This is a genomic window from Methylobacterium sp. WL8 (assembly GCF_008040045.1).
Classification (GTDB): domain Bacteria; phylum Pseudomonadota; class Alphaproteobacteria; order Rhizobiales; family Beijerinckiaceae; genus Methylobacterium; species Methylobacterium cerastii.
On the sequence record NZ_VRVF01000016.1, the window covers coordinates 60,066 to 74,881 of the forward strand.

A 14,816-nucleotide genomic window follows, 5' to 3' on the forward strand; every position below is an offset into this window, starting at 1 on the left:
GTGCGGGCCGTCCCGTCGAGGCGGGGAGGGCGGGAGGCGCCGCGGAACGAAACGCCCACGGGAGATTCCGCGGGCTTAGATCATTTCGTCGCGAGAGGGGAGGGCGTCAGAAGCTCACCAGGATCTTGCCGAAGACCTTGCGCGATTCCAGCCGTTCGAGCCCCTGCGCGAAATCCGCCAGAGGATAGACCGTGTCGACGACGGGCCGGATGCCGGCCGCCATCTTGTCCAGCGATTGCGCAATGTTGGCGAGCCGGCAGCCGAACGAGCCGGTGATGCGGTATTGCTGCTGGAACAGCTGCATCAAATTCATGGTGGTCGAGACGCCGGAGGTCGAGCCGCAGGTGACGAGCCGGCCGCCGCGCTTGAGGCAGAGCAGCGAGCCGTTCCAGGTGTCGGGCCCAACATGCTCGAACACCACGTCCACGCCCTTGCGCTTGGTCAGGCGGCGGACCTCGCCCTCGAAGCGTTCGGTGCGGTAGTTGACGACGTGGTCGGCGCCGAGCTCGGCAGCCTTGGCGCCCTTCTCGTCGTCGCCCACCGTCGTGTAGACGGTGCAGCCGATCGCCTTGGCCATGCGGATCGCCGCGGTGCCGATCCCCGAGCCGCCGGCATGGACCAGGATGCTTTCGCCCGGCTCCAGCTTGGCGTTGTCGAACAGCATGTGCTGAACCGTGCCGAAGGCGATGCCGGCGCAGGCCGCGTCGGTGAGGCTGACGGCGTCGGGCACCTTCACCACGAGCCGGGCCGGCATGATGACGAACTCGCGGGCGAAGCCGTCGATGTGGAAGCCCATCACACCGCCGACATCCTCGCAGAGGTTGTCGCGACCCTCGCGGCAGGCGCGGCATCGGCCGCAGGTCATGGCGCCGTAGAGCGCGACCTTGTCGCCGACTTTGAGCCCTTCGACGCCCTCGCCGATCTCGGCGATCTCGCCCGCGGCCTCCGCGCCGACGGTCAGCGGCAGGCGCCGCTTGGCGAAGGCCATGCCGCGAAAGCCCCAGACGTCGATGAAGTTCAGGCCGACCGCGCGGACGCGGACCCGGACCTCGCCGGGGCCGGGGGGAGGGGGCGCCTCGACCTCGGTCAGGCGCAGGTCGCGGTCGCCGAAGAGTTGCAGGGCTTGCATCGGATGACTTTCAAACGCTGGGCCGACCCCATCCGGATCTCGGCCGATCCCATTCACGCCCTCATCCTGAGGCGCCCGCGTCGGCGGGCCTCGAAGGAGCCCTCCGGAGAGCGAAGCGATCCCCGGTTGCCTCCTTCGAGGCCTCCGCTTCGCTCCGGCACCTCAGGATGAGGGCGCGGGGTGGGGTTTAGCACGGCGTTTCGCGCCGGAGCATCAAGCCGGGTTTATTCCGGCGCGAGATAGCGTCGCCGCGCCCAGCCCACGGTCCGGCCGACCTTGACCCGGCACCACGTGGTGCGGCTCGGCGTGTCGTTGGTGCAGCCGGCGACCAGCGCGCGGGCACGGATCTCGCCGACCACCTCGGCGGAGGGGTCTGGCTCGGCGCGGATGCTCAGCGTCTCGCCCCGCGGCAGGCCGTCGACGCGGTAGGGGACCGGATCGGCCCGCACGGCACCCGTGCTGAAGCTGAGCAGCAGGCCGGCGAGGGCGGCCGGGACGTGGCGGGACGCGCGCATGGTCAGCGGTGGACGCCCATCATCGCCGTCAGGCCGCCGTCGACCGGCAGGACCGCACCGGTGACGTAGGCGGCGGGGCCGGCCAAGAGGAACGCCGCGAGCGCCGCCACCTCGGCCGGGTCGGCGAAGCGGCCGGCGGGGATCTGGCGCTCCATGCCGGCGCGGTGGGCGGCGTAACCGGCCATCATCGGCGTGTCGATGAAGCCCGGCGCGATGACGTTGACGGTGACGCCGCGCTTGGCCGACTCGATCGCGAGCGTCCGGCAATAGGCGATCAGCGCGCCCTTGGTCGCGGCGTAAGCCGCGTTGCCGGTGTTGGCGCGGAGTGCCGCCACCGAGCCGATCGCCACGATGCGCCCGGCGCGCGCGCGGGTCATGCCGCGCACGAGGCTTTTGGCGATCCGCGTCAGCGAGAAGAAGTTGACCTGCATCAGCGCCTCGGCCCGGTCCTGGTCGAGCATCGCGGCGAGCGCGTCGTAGGATTGGCCGGCATTGTGCACGAAGCCGTAATAGCTCTCCGCCTCGGCCGCCTCGCAGAAGGCGTCGAGGGCGCCGCGGTCGGCGAGATCGAGCGAAACCGCCTTGAAGCGCGCATCCGGATGGCGCTCGCGCAACTCGGCGAGCAGCGCCTCGGCCGGGGCCTGGGAGGCGCGGTAGGTGAAGTCGACCCCGTGGCCGGCGGCGGCGGCCGCCCGCACGATCGCCGCGCCGAGCCCCGAGGCGCCGCCGGTGACGAGGACGCGACGATCCGCGTTGGCTTCCGCGCTCATGCGGGCTCGGAGCCGAGCACGAGGCAGGTGTTCTGCCCGCCGAAGCCGAACGAATTCGAGAGCACGCGGGAGACCGGCACGTCGCGCGCCGCGGTGACGATGTCGAGCGGGATCGCCGGGTCCGGCACGGTGTAGTTGATCGTCGGCGGGATGCGCCCGTGCCGGATCGTCAGCAGCGAGATCACGGCCTCGATCGCGCCCGCGGCGGTCAGGGTGTGGCCGAGCATCGACTTGTTCGAGGTGACGGGGATGCGCGCCGCGCCCTCCCCGAACACCGCCATCAGGCCCATCGCCTCCATGCGGTCGTTCTCGGGGGTCGAGGTGCCATGGGCGTTGACGGTGTCGATCGCCTCCGGCCCGATCCCGGCGTCGTCGAGGCTGGCACGGATCGCCGCGATGATCGGCGCGCCGTCGGGGCTGGAGCGGGTGCGATGAAAGCCGTCGCCCTTCTCGCCGCAGCCGAGGACGTAGCCGAGGATCTTCGCGCCACGCGCCACGGCAGAGGCCGCGTCCTCCAAAACCAGGGCCGCCGCGCCTTCGCCCATGACGAAGCCGTCGCGGTTCTTCGAGAACGGCTTCGAGGCCGTCTCCGGCGGATCGTTCTGGGTCGAGAGCGCCGAGAGCAGCGAGAAGCGGATCAGCGATTCCGGGTTCACCGACCCGTCGGTGCCGATGCAGAGCGCCGCCTGCATCTCGCCGCGGCGGATCGCCTCGACGCCGAGTTGGATCGCGGTGGCGCCCGACGAGCAGGCGGTGGAGAGCGAGATCGGCGAGCCCTTGGTGCCGAAGCGCTCGGCGATGCGGTCGGCCACCGTGCCGAAGATGAAGAGGTCGTGCCACGCGTCGAAGCTGCGGGACGCCGCCGCCTGCTGCAGGCCGGCATAGGTCACCGGCCCGTCGCCGCCGCAGGCCTCCGCCAGGGCCTTGCGCTGCGGCCACTCCATCTCGACCGGCGGCACCGCGATGAACAGCGCGCCGGGGAAGTCGCCGGCCGAGCCGAGGCCTGCCTGCGCCACCGCCTCCTCGGCCGCCACGCGGGCGAAGCGCTCGGACAGGGCGGGGGCGACCAGCGGGTCGGTGTCGAGGAAATCGACCGTGCCGGCGATGCGGGTGCGCAGGCCGTCGGTGGGGAAGCGCGCGATCGCGTGGATGCCGGATCGCCCCTGCGTCAGGGCGGTCCAGGTCGCGTCCTGGCCGTGCCCGAGGGAGGAGACGATGCCGAGCCCGGTGACGGCGACGAGCGGGCGGCCGCTTGCGTCGCGATGGGGGTGTCCGGCCGGGGAATGTGCTGCCATGGCGCCGTCTTAATCGGTTTTTTTCGGCCGTGCATCCCGCGCCGTGACGGATCGGACTTGGCCGTCAGGCCCACTCGCCCCGGCGCATCACCGGCACCGACTGCCCGTCGGCGCCGACGCCGTCCACGTCGACCTCGCCCGAGCCGATCATCCAGTCGATGTGGATCAGGCTGCGGTTGGCGCCGCGGGCCGCAAGGTCGTCCTCGGAGAAGTCCGCGCCGCCGCCCACGAAGCACTTCGAGTAGGCCTGGCCGAGCGCGATGTGGCTCGCGGCGTTCTCGTCGTAGAGCGTGTTGTAGAACAAGAGCCCGGAGGCCGAGATCGCCGAGGAGGCCGGCACCAGCGCGACCTCGCCGAGGCGGCGGGCGCCCTCGTCGGTGTCCAGCACCCGGGCGAGCACGTCGCCGCCGCGGCTCGCCGCCGACTCGACGATGCGGCCTTCGGCGAAGCGCACCTGGATGCCCTCGATCAGCGTGCCCTGGTACGACAGCGGCTTGGTGCTGGTGACGTGGCCCTCGACCCGCGCCCGGTGCGGCGTGGTGAAGACCTCTTCCGTCGGGATGTTGGCGTTGCAGGTGATGCCGCTGCGCGAGGTCGCCGCGCCGCCGCACCATTCGTGGTCGTCGGCGAGGCCCACGGTGAGGTCGGTGCCCGGCCCGCGGAAGCGGATCGCCGAGAAGCGGTGGCCGTTCAGCAGGTCCTTGCGCGCGTGGAGGTGGGCGTTGTGTGCGCTCCAGGCGGCGAGCGGGTCCGGGCCGTCGACGCGGGAAGCGGAAAACACCGCGTCCCAGAGCCGGGCGACGGCCTCCGCCTCGGGGAGGTCGGGGAACACGGTGCGCGCCCAGGCCGGGGTCGCGGCCGAGACGATGGTCCAGTTGGTGGCGAAGTTGGCGATCAGTTCCAGCGCCGGCACGTAGGCCTTGGAGCGCGACCGGTTGGCGCGGGCGACCTTCTCCGGGTCCTGCGCCGAAAGCAGCGACGGGTCGTCGCCGCTGATCGCGAGGCGGGCGGCCCCGTTGCGGTAGGCCTCCGCCATGCCCGAATAGAGCCAGCCGGCGGCTTTTTCGAAGGCGGCGTCGGGGGCATGCGCGAAGCGCGCGAGCGTCGCGACGTCGTCGCCGAGCAGCGTGGTCACCAGGGAGGCGCCGGCCCGGTAGGCCTCCGCCGTGATGGCGCGCGCGAGCGGCAACGCCTCGAGCGGCGCGGTCAGGACCAGTTCCTGCCCGGGCTGTAGGTTGAGGCCGACCCGGACGGCCACGGTGGCGAGCCGGTCGAGCCGCTCCCCGTGCGTCGATCCCACGACCGGCGGCTCAGCATGCGCGTTCATCGCGACCCTTTCCCGTGACGTCCGATCCTGTCGTGCAGGATCGAGCCCTGCAAGATCGGTGCGGGGTCTAACGGATCAGGCGGTGCGCGACCAGATCAGGCGGCGCGCGACCGGTTCAGGCGGCGCGCGACCAGGTGATCTCGCCCAGGCTCTCGCGGAAGGCGAAGCGCATCAGGTGATCGGAGACGACGTTCTCCAGGCGGGTCAGCCCAGCGGGATCGGAGGTGGCGATCCGCATCAACAGGGCGTCGGGCTCGGCGTCGAAGGTGCAGACCCGGTCCTCGCCGAACGGCACGGTGCCGTGCTCGGGGGTCGCGGACACCGGGAACTTGTGGCTCCAGTGGCGGCAGAGCTGCTGCAGGTAGCGGCTCGCCTCGGCGGTCTGCACGCGGGCCTGAGAGGTGGGCATCTCGATCGTCTCCTTGAAACGTCACATCGCGGGCCGGCCGCCGTCTTCGCGTCTGCGAAGACCCGCCGCTGGCCCAAGCAAGTGCCGGACCCTGCTGCCGGCCGCGCGACCGAGGTCCACGTTCCAAACGCGACCTCAGCCGTTAACGCCCGGCTAACGCAGGGAAACCCGCACGCTCCCGGCCTGACTCCGGCCGGTCGCGAGTCGCACCTTGGACCGGCCGATGAGCCGATTTATGGCGCGATGCGTCATGCATCATGGCGACAGATGGTGCGTCGCACAATGGAATTCCACCCGCCTCGGCAGTCCGCGACGCGGAACGTCAGGGCAGGGCGGGCTGCGGGTCGGACGACAGGGCGACGACCTTGCCGGGATTGAGGCGATCCTGCGGGTCGAGGCCGGCCTTGATCGCCCGCATCAGGTCGAGGGCGACCGGGTCGCCGTAATGCTGCAGCTCGTCGCGCTTGATCAGGCCGACGCCGTGCTCGGCGGCGATCGAGCCGTCCATCGCGGTCACGATGTCGTGGACGATGCGGTTGAAGTCGGCCCAGGCGCCGAGGAACGCGGCCTTGTCCATGCCGACCGGCTGGCTGAGGTTGAAGTGCATGTTGCCGTCGCCGACATGGCCGAAGGCGCAGACGCGAAGGCCCGGCATCGCCGCCTCGCAGGCCGCGCTCGCCTGCTCGACGAAGTCGGCGAGCCGCGACAGCGGCACCGACACGTCGTGCTTGATCGAGCCGCCCTCGTAGCCCTGCGCATCCGAGAGGTGCTCGCGCAACGCCCAGAGCCCGAGGTTCTGCGCCTCGCTCGCCCCGAGGGTCGCGTCCTCGACGAGCCCGTCCTCGATCGCGTCCGAGAGCGCCGCCTCGAGCTCGGCCCTCGTGTCGGCGTCGGGCCGGGCGGAGGCGAGCTCGATCAGCGCGTAGGCGCCGTGCGCGCCGGCCAGCGGCCGCACCGTGCCGGGCATGTGCCGCAGCACCATGTCGAGCCCGACCGGCGGGATGAACTCGAAGGCGGTGAGATCCCGGTCGGCGCGCTTGCGCAGGCGCGCGAACAGGTCGAGTGCGACCCGCACCGAGGGCAGCCCGACGAACCCGACCGTGCGCGAGGCTGGCTTCGGGAACAGCTTGAGCACCGCCTTCGTGATGATGCCGAGCGTGCCCTCGGAGCCGACGAATAGGTGCTTGAGGTCGTAGCCGGCGTTGTTCTTGCGCAAGGCCTTCAGGCCGTTCCACACCCGGCCGTCGGCGAGCACCACCTCGAGCCCGAGGACGAGGTCGCGGGCGTTGCCGTAGGCGAGCACGGCGATGCCGCCGGAATTGCAGGCCAGCGCCCCGCCGATGCGCGCGGACCCGCGCGAGGCGTAGGAGAGCGGGAACAGCAGCCCGGCGGCGTCGGCCGCGTCCTGCACGTCGGCGAGGATCGCGCCGGCCTCGACCACGATGCTGGCGTTCACGGGATCGAGCGACACGATGCGGTTCATCCGCGCCAGCGACAGCACCACGCCGCCATGCGGCACGCCGCCGCCGACGAGCCCGGTGTTGCCCCCCTGCGCCACCACCGCGACGCCGGCGGCCGCGCAGGCCTCGACCACGAAGGCGACCTCCTCGGTCGAGCCCGGCCGCACGGCGGCGAGCGCCGAGCCGCGATAGAGTTTTCGCGACTCCACGAGATACGGGTCGAGGTCGGACGGGGCGGTCAGCACGTGGGCCGCCCCGAGGCGCGCGCGCAGGGCTTCGAGGAGGGTGTCGGCGGAAGGAGCCGGGGCGAGGGCGGGTTCGGTCATGGGCGATTCTTCGGCAGGGATTCTCGAGCGGACGCGGCCGCGATGCAAACGCTGCGGGCTGGCATGGACCGGTCGCTGGCCTAAGACTAGAGTGCTTTCCGCCGAAGTGGACACCGGTTCGGCGAAAGAAAGCACGTTGCAACAAAGGCCTAGAGCCATGGCTCGTCGCAACGCGATGCGGCGTGGCTCTAGCCGCAGCGGGCGCGCGGTCTACCGAATGCCCGAACGACGACCCGCCCCTGTCTCACGAGGCACGCCATGCTGTCCGTCATCCCGAACCCGCCCCGCATCGCCCTGCCGGTCGCCGGCAGCGAAGACCTCTTCCCGGTGCGCCGGGTCTACTGCGTCGGGCGCAACTACGCGGCGCATGCCCGCGAGATGGGGAAGGACCCCGACCGCGAGCCGCCGTTCTTCTTCATGAAACCCGCCGACGCGCTCCAGGCCTGCCGATCCGAGCCGACGCACCACCCCTATCCGCCGCGCACCGAGAACTACCATTTCGAGATCGAGCTGGTGGCCGCGCTCGCCACCGGCGGGCGCGACATCCCGGTCGAGACCGCCCTCGATCACGTCTACGGCTACGCCATCGGCCTCGACATGACCCGGCGCGACCTTCAGGACGAGGCCAAGGCGCTCGCCCGCCCCTGGGACCTCGGCAAGGCCGCCGACTTTTCCGGGCCGATCGGCCCGATCCACCCGGCCGCCGCGATCGGGCATCCGGCGCGGGGGCCGATCACCCTCTCGGTCGACGGCGCAGAGCGCCAGCGCGGCGACCTCGCCGACATGATCTGGTCGTTGCCCGAGCAGATTGCCTACCTCTCGGCCTATTTCGAGCTCCAGCCCGGCGACCTGATCTTCACCGGCACGCCGGCCGGCGTCGGCCCGGTGCGCCGGGGCGAGCGCATGGTCGGCGCCGTCGCGGGCCTCGGCAAGATCGTCCTGGACGTGGCCTGAGCGGCCGGGCCCCGCCGATGACGAAGCTCCTCGACCGGCCGTTGGCGCGCCGCCTGTTCCACCTCGGCGCGCTGGCGACCCGCGGGATGACGCTCGGCGTCCGCGGCGCGGCCTTCGACCCGCAAGGCCGCGTCTGCCTCGTGCGCCACACCTACGTCACCGGCTGGCAGCTGCCCGGCGGCGGCGTCGAGCGCGGCGAGACCGCGCCGGAGGCGATGGCGCGCGAGTTTCGCGAGGAGGCCGAGATCGCCGTCGACCCGGGGGCGGCGCTGCGCCTGCACGGCTTCTATCGCAACCGCGCGGCGTCGCTCCGGGACCACGTCGCCCTCTACGTCGCCCCGGCCTTCACGGTGCTCGGCGAGAAGCGGCCCGACCGCGAGATCGCGGCCTGCGCCTTCTTCGCCCTGGACGCGCTCCCCGACGCGACCACCCGCGCGACGGTGGCGCGCCTGCGCGAGATCCGCGACGGCCTTCCGCCCGCCGACCTCTGGTGAGAACCGACGGCGCGGAAAAATCCTCGCGGAGGGCGCTTGCAACGCCGGTTGGAATGGTGTTTAGAGAGCGCCGCCGGGGCCGCCGGGCACGAGAGTTTCCAGCGGACCAGCATTGTGAGCGGGTGTAGCTCAGGGGTAGAGCACAACCTTGCCAAGGTTGGGGTCGAGGGTTCGAATCCCTTCGCCCGCTCCAATTCATCCATTTGTTAGAGTGACTTAAGGGCTGCCTTCGGGCGGCCCTTGTCGTTTGTGCTGTTCTCGCGGGACCAGGGCGGAACCAACGCGCGACAAATCGCAGTAGACGGCCGGCGGCAGCGTGCCGCATCATAGCCTCTGCTCGCGAACGTCCGATGAGCGTGCGAGATGGAAGAGCGCCCGTGCAGAGCAAACTCGCGAAGACGATCATTGGAGCGGTGATCGCTGTCGCCCTGGCGGTTGCTGTATCCTATGGCCTGATCAGCCAGCAGACCGCCGACAAGGTGCAGACCCAGGCCGACCAGACGCTGCAAACCGGCGCGGGTGTTCCACCAGCGACGCCTAGTCAACCAGCACCAGCCCCGGAGCCGCAGCCTCCTGGGCAGCCACCCTCGCAGCTCGGTTCCCCTTTAAAGAACCCAACACCCTCACAACGGCAGTGATCGCCTGCCAGCCCAAGCCGAAGCCTTCCCGTCCGGAAGCGATCCGGCACGCCCTCACGAATTAGCTGACCGGTCAGGGCTACGCGCGGCACCACAAATATTCAGAGGGCACTAAATAGATCCGGGCCAATAAGCAATGTATATCGATGGTCTTTATTTAAAAAATTATATGGGTATTGGAACGCCAGCTCAAAAAATGGCTCCATTCAAAAGATTCAATTTTTTCATAGGAGCGAACAACTCTGGAAAATCGATTCCTCTTAATTTTATATCTAAATATCTGTCCGCAATAAATTTAAAGAGTGGCGAACAGCGTCCTACTATTAGCAGATTAGAAGAGCATATGGATTCCGGCGGTGGGGGCGCAGAGTTCGGTCTTGCCATACCGAAAGAAAAGTTTATTTCTGCGATTCATTCGCGTGGCCCAGAGTACATTATAAGACATTCAGACTTGCTGCTGGATAAAGTCTGCGAGTTCTTAATCGATGAGGGCTTTATTTGGCTAATAAGCAGCGTATCTAATGCGGTGTTCAAATTTTCCAGGCAGATAGGACTTGGACGTTCCGGCGAGATCCTAAACCCGAATGAGTGGCAGGTGCTCTGGCAAGGACTCACGGGTCAAAATTCTGGCTCGCTAGAACACCATTGGGTTCCTGAGACGCTTGGATACCTTTTATCATCTCAAACATTTCAAATACCTGAAACTATATTAATTCCAGCGATCCGACAAATCCGGCCTTCAGTTTCTGGAGTACGAGGTAACGACGGAGCCGGCTTAATTGATCAACTGGCAGAACTTCAAAATCCAGATCACGACCGGCGGCATGACAAACTTTTATTCGAAAAAATTAATCGGTTTCTCCAGACTGTTACAGATACTCAGGATGCCTACATAGATATACCGCACAACAGAGCCCATGTTTTAGTGCACATGAACGGTCGCGTACTGCCGCTTTTGGCGCTGGGTACCGGAATACACGAAGTCGTCATGTTAGCTGCTGCTTGTACGATTCATCAACAAAAAATTGTATGCGTTGAAGAGCCTGAAATTCATCTCCATCCTATTCTCCAGCGAAAATTTATGCGCTTTCTTATCGAGCATACCGACAACCAGTACTTTATTGCTACTCATTCGCCCTCTTTTATTGACACATCTGGAGCTGCTATATTTCACGTATCACATGACAGGACAAAAACAACAATAAAAGAGTCAATTCTCAAATCTGACAGATACGCTATTTGTGTCGACCTAGGCCATAAAGCATCGGATATCGTCCAGGCAAATGCCGTCATATGGGTCGAAGGCCCATCGGAGCGAATTTACTTGCAACACTGGATAACCTCTGCGGACCCTGGTCTCATTGAAGGAATGCATTATTCGATAATGTTTTATGGTGGTAGGCTTCTGAGTCATCTTTCAGCTGACGACACTGAAGTGCAGGCCTTCATCGATCTCAGAACGTTGAATCAAAATCTTGCAGTAGTGATGGACAGCGATCGAGAGGCACAAGAATCCCCAATTAATTCGACAAAACAAAGAATTATTGATGAGTTTTCCTCAAGGCGCGGCGTTCCTTGGATAACGGCCGGCAGAGAGATCGAGAACTACATTGATTATGACTTACTTCAGAGAGGGCTTTCTAAGATTCACCCAAATTTGTACCATAACAGCGATAAGTCTGGTCGCTTTGATCATGCGTTTTACTTTCGTATGGCAAAAACCCAACCGCAAGTAACCGGGCCACCGACCTATGTTTTTAAAGGCGCTGACAAGGTTAAATTAGCCAAATGGGTCTGCACCCAGCCTGCAAATCTGGACGTTCTGGATCTTCGCGAACGCATCGGTGAAATCGTGGAAATGATTAAGAAGGCGAATGATTAGGCCTCGCTGGTTGGAGAGGTGCTAAGCTAAGGCCAAGAGCGGTGATACCTCAACTCCGCCTCGACAATCGCACCCCAGCGGGTATCCTGCCGGGATGCGCATTGCCCTCTTCGCTTTCGCCCTTGTCGTCGCTGCCGGTGGGGCACAGGCAGCTCCCAAACCATCAGACGCTGCGATGATGCAGAGGCTTCTTAAACGGATCGAACAGGACAACCGCGAGTGCAACGTCGGGATGTCCTACGCTGGAAGGATTACAGCGAACGGGGGTGCATCATCGGCTCGATTCGATGGTGCGCTGGTTCTTATCTACAGCGTGGATGGCTGCGGCGGTGGCAATAACTGGGGTTCGACGGCTCAAGTTTATGGTGTGAAAGACGACTTGGCGGTTGAGATCGGAAAGCCGCAAAGTTGGTCAGTCGTCAAAGGCGCAGACTTTAACGACAAGCGGGCTGTCATCTATGCGGTTTCGCAGGGACCCAACGACGGCCATTGCTGCCCTACGGAAGGCAAGACAATCGAGGTGACCGTCAGCGATGGGCAAGCCGTGTTCCGCCAGATCAAAGCTTGGCACAACAGCAATTGATCGCGGCTATCCCCGTGCCTAGTCACGTCGCCGCCTCTTGCTGCGCGGGCGCGTTCCCGAGATCGTAGAAGCCGTCATTCTTCGTCGCGTCGCCCTTACGCTGCTGCCAGGCCAGCGTGTTGATCAGGTCGAGCGTCGTCGTCGTCCCGGCATTCGCATCCTGCTGGTAGCTGTACCCGGCCACCTTCAGCGTCTCGGTCGCGCTCTCGGTGGGTAACAGCATGGGCGACTTCACTGTCACGCCGTCTGACGGGTCCCAGAGGCCGCCCACGCCCGGCTTGAGCCAGCCCTGGTAGGTGAGCTGCAGCTGCAGGGCCATCGCCTGTAGGGCGGCCGCTTCCCAGTTCGTCCGGAGCTGGGCGCCCTTCTGATCGAGCGGCATCTCGGCCAACACCGTGCGCATGGCGCCCGATGTGCCGCCCTTGACCGTGGATGAGGCCTGCACCTCGGCGACCTTCCGGCCGAACAGGCTGTCCGAGCCCGGCAGCTGCGAGTCGACGATGAGCTTTTCGACGCTCAGGCGGCGCAACTGGCAGTTCGCGGAAAGGATGTTCTGCCCCTCCACGAAGGCGACCGTGCCGGCGTCTGATTTCGGCCCAGCCATCACATTGCCGGCAGCATCGGCGTAGAAGAACAGGTTCCGCTGCTTGCACAGACGGGAGATCAGGTCGAAGGGCGTCTCGCCCCGGCGCACCATGACGTTGTCGAATGGCGTGTCCCAGCCGGCCGATCCGTTCTGGACACGGAACGTCATGCCGTAGGGCTTCAGCACCGAGTTCGCGATGGCGTCGAGCTTGTAGCCCCGATATTGGCCCGTCCCGCCGTTGATGCTGGCTTCCGTGATCAGCCCGGCCTTGCCGTGGCCAGTGACCTGCACCGCGTGCCGGTTGGCGTCGTAGCTCGCTTGCCGGTCGCGGATGTAGCCCTCTCGGATCACCACCTGGCCAGCCAAGGCGATGTCGACGCGATCGCCGGGCTTCAGCTTCATGCTCGCCACCGCGCTGGGCTCGGCACAGATGAGCCGGAAGGATCGGATCCAGCCCTCGTTCATGAAGTTCTGCTCGACCTGGACCTGGATCCAGTCGCGGTAGGTGCCGCCCTCGGTGCGCACCTCGCAGATGAGATCGGGATCGGTCATCAGATCGCCTCCACCTGCCTGCCCTTGGAGACGGTCGTTTCCTTGAACAGGTCACCCATCGAGGTGCGGGCGCGAGTGCCCGGCGGGAAGCCGTTGAGGTCGATCGTCATCCGGTGGTCCTGAGGCGGGGCCTTCGCGACCGGAGCCTCGTCGCCGTAGAACCGGCGCATCATGCTGTCGCCGGTGCGCTCGCCCGAACCATCAGCGGAGGCCGTCGCCCCGCCGTCGGAGCCATCGGCCCGGAGAAGCGCGGCGCCCTTCCGGCGATGCGGCCCCATCTGGTTGTCGACCTTCTCACGAACCGTACCGGGCGCACCGCCGGCTGCAGCATCACGCATCTGCAGGTGCGCCTCAGAGACGCCACCGGCGTTGATCGCGCCGTAGACCTGGTGGATACCCATGCCGGGGCGGACGCCGCGGTCGCGCAGGTAGCGCGTGACCGCCTTCATCTGCTCGCCCGGCGACATGTCCTGCGTGACGCCGTACTTCTCGCGCTGCGGCTGGCCCCACTGGATCAGGCCACGATGCTGGCCCCACTTCGTCGTCGGGCCGCGCTTCCACGGATCGAAGCTGCCGGCCGTCTCATAGGAGATGACGGTCGCCAGATCCTCGGCGCTGATGCCGAGATCCTTGGCCGACTGCTTGATGCCTGCCGCAAGCCCGTCCGGGTACTTGGCCGCGAGCGGGCCTTCCGCTGATCGGCCGGACCCACTTCGATCGATGGTCCCGCGATACGGCATTGGGGCACGAGGTGAGATCGCCGCTCCACCGCCACCGCTGGCTAACGGCTGGGGTAGACCGAGCGGGGGGATGCTGCCGACGCCGCTGTAGCCGCCCGGGCTTCCACCGCCGCCCATGCCGCCGTAGCCCGCGCGGTGGATCAGCGGGTTGCCGCCGCCGACCACACCCGAGAACCCGGAGGGCTGAGCCGTCGCGCCTCCGGAGGTCCGCAGCTTCTCGAGTTCGTCGCCAACACGCCGAAGCTCTTCCGTCATCCGATCGCGCTTGCGGGCGTAGTCCGGTGCGTTCGGGTTGGCATCGAGAAGCTTGCGCTGCTGCTCAATGGAGTCGCGCTTGCCCTCAAGCTCGCCGCGGGTCAGCGGCTTGCCGGCGCCACCGCCGAGCAACGGCTTGAACTCGACGTTCTTCGAGGGGTCGCCGAGGCCGATGAACTCCTTGAACCGTTCGTAGGTCCGGACGATCGCTTCGAACTCCTGCACCGTGGTGCGGGCGAACTTGCCGATCTCCTCAAGCTGCTTGCCGAAAGACGCCATCGTCTCGGAGGAGCCGAACTTCTCGACCAGGGCCGACAGCTGTTCGAGCAGTGGGGCTAGGGCCTCAGTGCGCAGGCCGTCCATGTTCTCGCGGACGCGGCTGAGCGCCGTCTCGAACCGCTGGGCTGCCTTGACCTGGGCGTCCGTGGTCTGGCCCTGCGCCTTCAGGATCTCGTCCATCACCTGCCGGTAGCGACCGGTCAGCTGGCCGGCGACAGCAGCGATCTGGTCCGAGCCGAGCATCATCTCGACGACCTTGCGGCGCTTCACCGGGTCGCCGATCTGTGAGACCGAGTCCATGAAGGTGTCGAGCGCCGCCTTCATGTTGGGCGAGCTCACCATCTTCTCCACGAGCTCGCCGAGGTTCATCTGCTGCAGGTCGGAGTAGGTCTGGCCGTAGCGTTTCCGCATCTGGCTCATCTCGTCGGCAAACTTGCGAACGCCGCCCTGCATGGTCTCGGCAGACACGCCGAACCGCTCGCCCAAGGCGCTGAATGTTGATTTCCGCTGAGAGTTGACCCGGCGGAGCCGGAAGTTTCCATCGAGAAGTGACCCGTGTCTGAACCCACCCCTGGCTTTTTGGTCGGGGGGTCATGGAGTGATCGACATGGCGTTATTGAGT

At 66.5% G+C, this 14,816-nt stretch carries 14 protein-coding genes and 1 tRNA gene; 6 read left to right on the forward strand and 9 right to left on the reverse strand.

Annotation, left to right across the window (positions count from 1 at the left end):
• Window positions 1-106: 106 nt before the first annotated feature.
• From FV234_RS08540 to FV234_RS08570, 7 genes are all read right to left on the reverse strand, one after another.
• The gene (locus FV234_RS08540; protein WP_147828730.1) at window positions 107-1,129 is read right to left on the reverse strand and encodes a zinc-binding dehydrogenase; all 1,023 of its coding nucleotides are present in this window, start codon (window positions 1,127-1,129) and stop codon (window positions 107-109) included.
• Between the two features lie 224 nt (window positions 1,130-1,353).
• Entirely contained in the window at window positions 1,354-1,644 is a 291-nt protein-coding gene (locus FV234_RS08545) for an SH3 domain-containing protein (RefSeq protein WP_147828731.1), read from the reverse strand.
• 2 nt (window positions 1,645-1,646) lie between these two features.
• The gene (locus tag FV234_RS08550; RefSeq protein WP_147828732.1) at window positions 1,647-2,414 is read right to left on the reverse strand and encodes an SDR family oxidoreductase; all 768 of its coding nucleotides are present in this window, start codon (window positions 2,412-2,414) and stop codon (window positions 1,647-1,649) included.
• The gene (locus FV234_RS08555) at window positions 2,411-3,709 is read right to left on the reverse strand and encodes a beta-ketoacyl-ACP synthase (RefSeq protein WP_147828733.1); all 1,299 of its coding nucleotides are present in this window, start codon (window positions 3,707-3,709) and stop codon (window positions 2,411-2,413) included. The genes FV234_RS08550 and FV234_RS08555 overlap by 4 nt, the downstream gene beginning before the upstream one ends.
• Window positions 3,710-3,773: 64 nt before the next feature.
• Window positions 3,774-5,036: an aminopeptidase gene (locus FV234_RS08560; protein WP_147828734.1), complete on the reverse strand. Its 1,263-nt coding sequence runs from the start codon at window positions 5,034-5,036 to the stop codon at window positions 3,774-3,776.
• Window positions 5,037-5,151: 115 nt separating this feature from the next.
• Window positions 5,152-5,445 carry a DUF2218 domain-containing protein gene (locus FV234_RS08565; protein ID WP_147752874.1) on the reverse strand — a complete coding sequence of 98 codons (294 nt, stop codon included), beginning with the start codon at window positions 5,443-5,445 and terminating at the stop codon, window positions 5,152-5,154.
• A 322-nt stretch (window positions 5,446-5,767) separates the two neighbouring features.
• A complete protein-coding gene (locus FV234_RS08570) occupies window positions 5,768-7,231 on the reverse strand; it encodes an FAD-binding oxidoreductase (protein ID WP_147828735.1) in 1,464 nt (487 codons plus the stop codon).
• A gap of 258 nt (window positions 7,232-7,489) precedes the next feature.
• Between FV234_RS08570 and FV234_RS08575 the strand changes: the two genes are divergently transcribed.
• The 6 genes from FV234_RS08575 (at window position 7,490) to FV234_RS08600 (ending at window position 11,782) form a co-directional block, all read left to right on the forward strand.
• Window positions 7,490-8,185 carry a fumarylacetoacetate hydrolase family protein gene (locus FV234_RS08575; protein WP_147828736.1) on the forward strand — a complete coding sequence of 232 codons (696 nt, stop codon included), beginning with the start codon at window positions 7,490-7,492 and terminating at the stop codon, window positions 8,183-8,185.
• Between the two features lie 17 nt (window positions 8,186-8,202).
• Window positions 8,203-8,679 (forward strand): NUDIX domain-containing protein, encoded by a 477-nt coding sequence (locus FV234_RS08580; protein WP_147828737.1) that lies wholly within the window; start codon window positions 8,203-8,205, stop codon window positions 8,677-8,679.
• A gap of 118 nt (window positions 8,680-8,797) precedes the next feature.
• Window positions 8,798-8,872: transfer RNA gene (locus FV234_RS08585), tRNA-Gly, on the forward strand.
• 184 nt (window positions 8,873-9,056) lie between these two features.
• Window positions 9,057-9,317, forward strand: a complete 261-nt coding sequence (locus FV234_RS08590; protein ID WP_147828738.1) for a hypothetical protein — start codon at window positions 9,057-9,059, stop codon at window positions 9,315-9,317.
• A 136-nt stretch (window positions 9,318-9,453) separates the two neighbouring features.
• Window positions 9,454-11,199 (forward strand): AAA family ATPase, encoded by a 1,746-nt coding sequence (locus tag FV234_RS08595; RefSeq protein WP_147828739.1) that lies wholly within the window; start codon window positions 9,454-9,456, stop codon window positions 11,197-11,199.
• 94 nt (window positions 11,200-11,293) lie between these two features.
• Window positions 11,294-11,782 carry a hypothetical protein gene (locus FV234_RS08600; protein WP_147828740.1) on the forward strand — a complete coding sequence of 163 codons (489 nt, stop codon included), beginning with the start codon at window positions 11,294-11,296 and terminating at the stop codon, window positions 11,780-11,782.
• Window positions 11,783-11,804: 22 nt separating this feature from the next.
• On the opposite strand, the gene FV234_RS08605 is transcribed toward FV234_RS08600, so the two are convergent.
• Together FV234_RS08605 and FV234_RS08610 are read right to left on the reverse strand one after the other, a co-directional pair.
• On the reverse strand, window positions 11,805-12,920 hold the full coding sequence (locus tag FV234_RS08605; protein WP_147828741.1) for a phage baseplate assembly protein: 1,116 nt from the start codon (window positions 12,918-12,920) through the stop codon (window positions 11,805-11,807).
• Window positions 12,920-14,662, reverse strand: a complete 1,743-nt coding sequence (locus FV234_RS08610) for a hypothetical protein (RefSeq protein WP_147828742.1) — start codon at window positions 14,660-14,662, stop codon at window positions 12,920-12,922. The genes FV234_RS08605 and FV234_RS08610 overlap by 1 nt, the downstream gene beginning before the upstream one ends.
• Window positions 14,663-14,816: the final 154 nt, after the last annotated feature.

Coding starts and splice junctions, on each gene's coding strand:
- FV234_RS08540 (WP_147828730.1), bottom strand. CDS start 1,129: ATGCAAGCCCTGCAACTCTTCGGCGACCGCGACCTGCGCCTGACCGAG.
- FV234_RS08545 (WP_147828731.1), bottom strand. CDS start 1,644: ATGCGCGCGTCCCGCCACGTCCCGGCCGCCCTCGCCGGCCTGCTGCTC.
- FV234_RS08550 (WP_147828732.1), bottom strand. CDS start 2,414: ATGAGCGCGGAAGCCAACGCGGATCGTCGCGTCCTCGTCACCGGCGGC.
- FV234_RS08555 (WP_147828733.1), bottom strand. CDS start 3,709: ATGGCAGCACATTCCCCGGCCGGACACCCCCATCGCGACGCAAGCGGC.
- FV234_RS08560 (WP_147828734.1), bottom strand. CDS start 5,036: ATGAACGCGCATGCTGAGCCGCCGGTCGTGGGATCGACGCACGGGGAG.
- FV234_RS08565 (WP_147752874.1), bottom strand. CDS start 5,445: ATGCCCACCTCTCAGGCCCGCGTGCAGACCGCCGAGGCGAGCCGCTAC.
- FV234_RS08570 (WP_147828735.1), bottom strand. CDS start 7,231: ATGACCGAACCCGCCCTCGCCCCGGCTCCTTCCGCCGACACCCTCCTC.
- FV234_RS08575 (WP_147828736.1), top strand. CDS start 7,490: ATGCTGTCCGTCATCCCGAACCCGCCCCGCATCGCCCTGCCGGTCGCC.
- FV234_RS08580 (WP_147828737.1), top strand. CDS start 8,203: ATGACGAAGCTCCTCGACCGGCCGTTGGCGCGCCGCCTGTTCCACCTC.
- FV234_RS08595 (WP_147828739.1), top strand. CDS start 9,454: ATGTATATCGATGGTCTTTATTTAAAAAATTATATGGGTATTGGAACG.
- FV234_RS08600 (WP_147828740.1), top strand. CDS start 11,294: ATGCGCATTGCCCTCTTCGCTTTCGCCCTTGTCGTCGCTGCCGGTGGG.
- FV234_RS08605 (WP_147828741.1), bottom strand. CDS start 12,920: ATGACCGATCCCGATCTCATCTGCGAGGTGCGCACCGAGGGCGGCACC.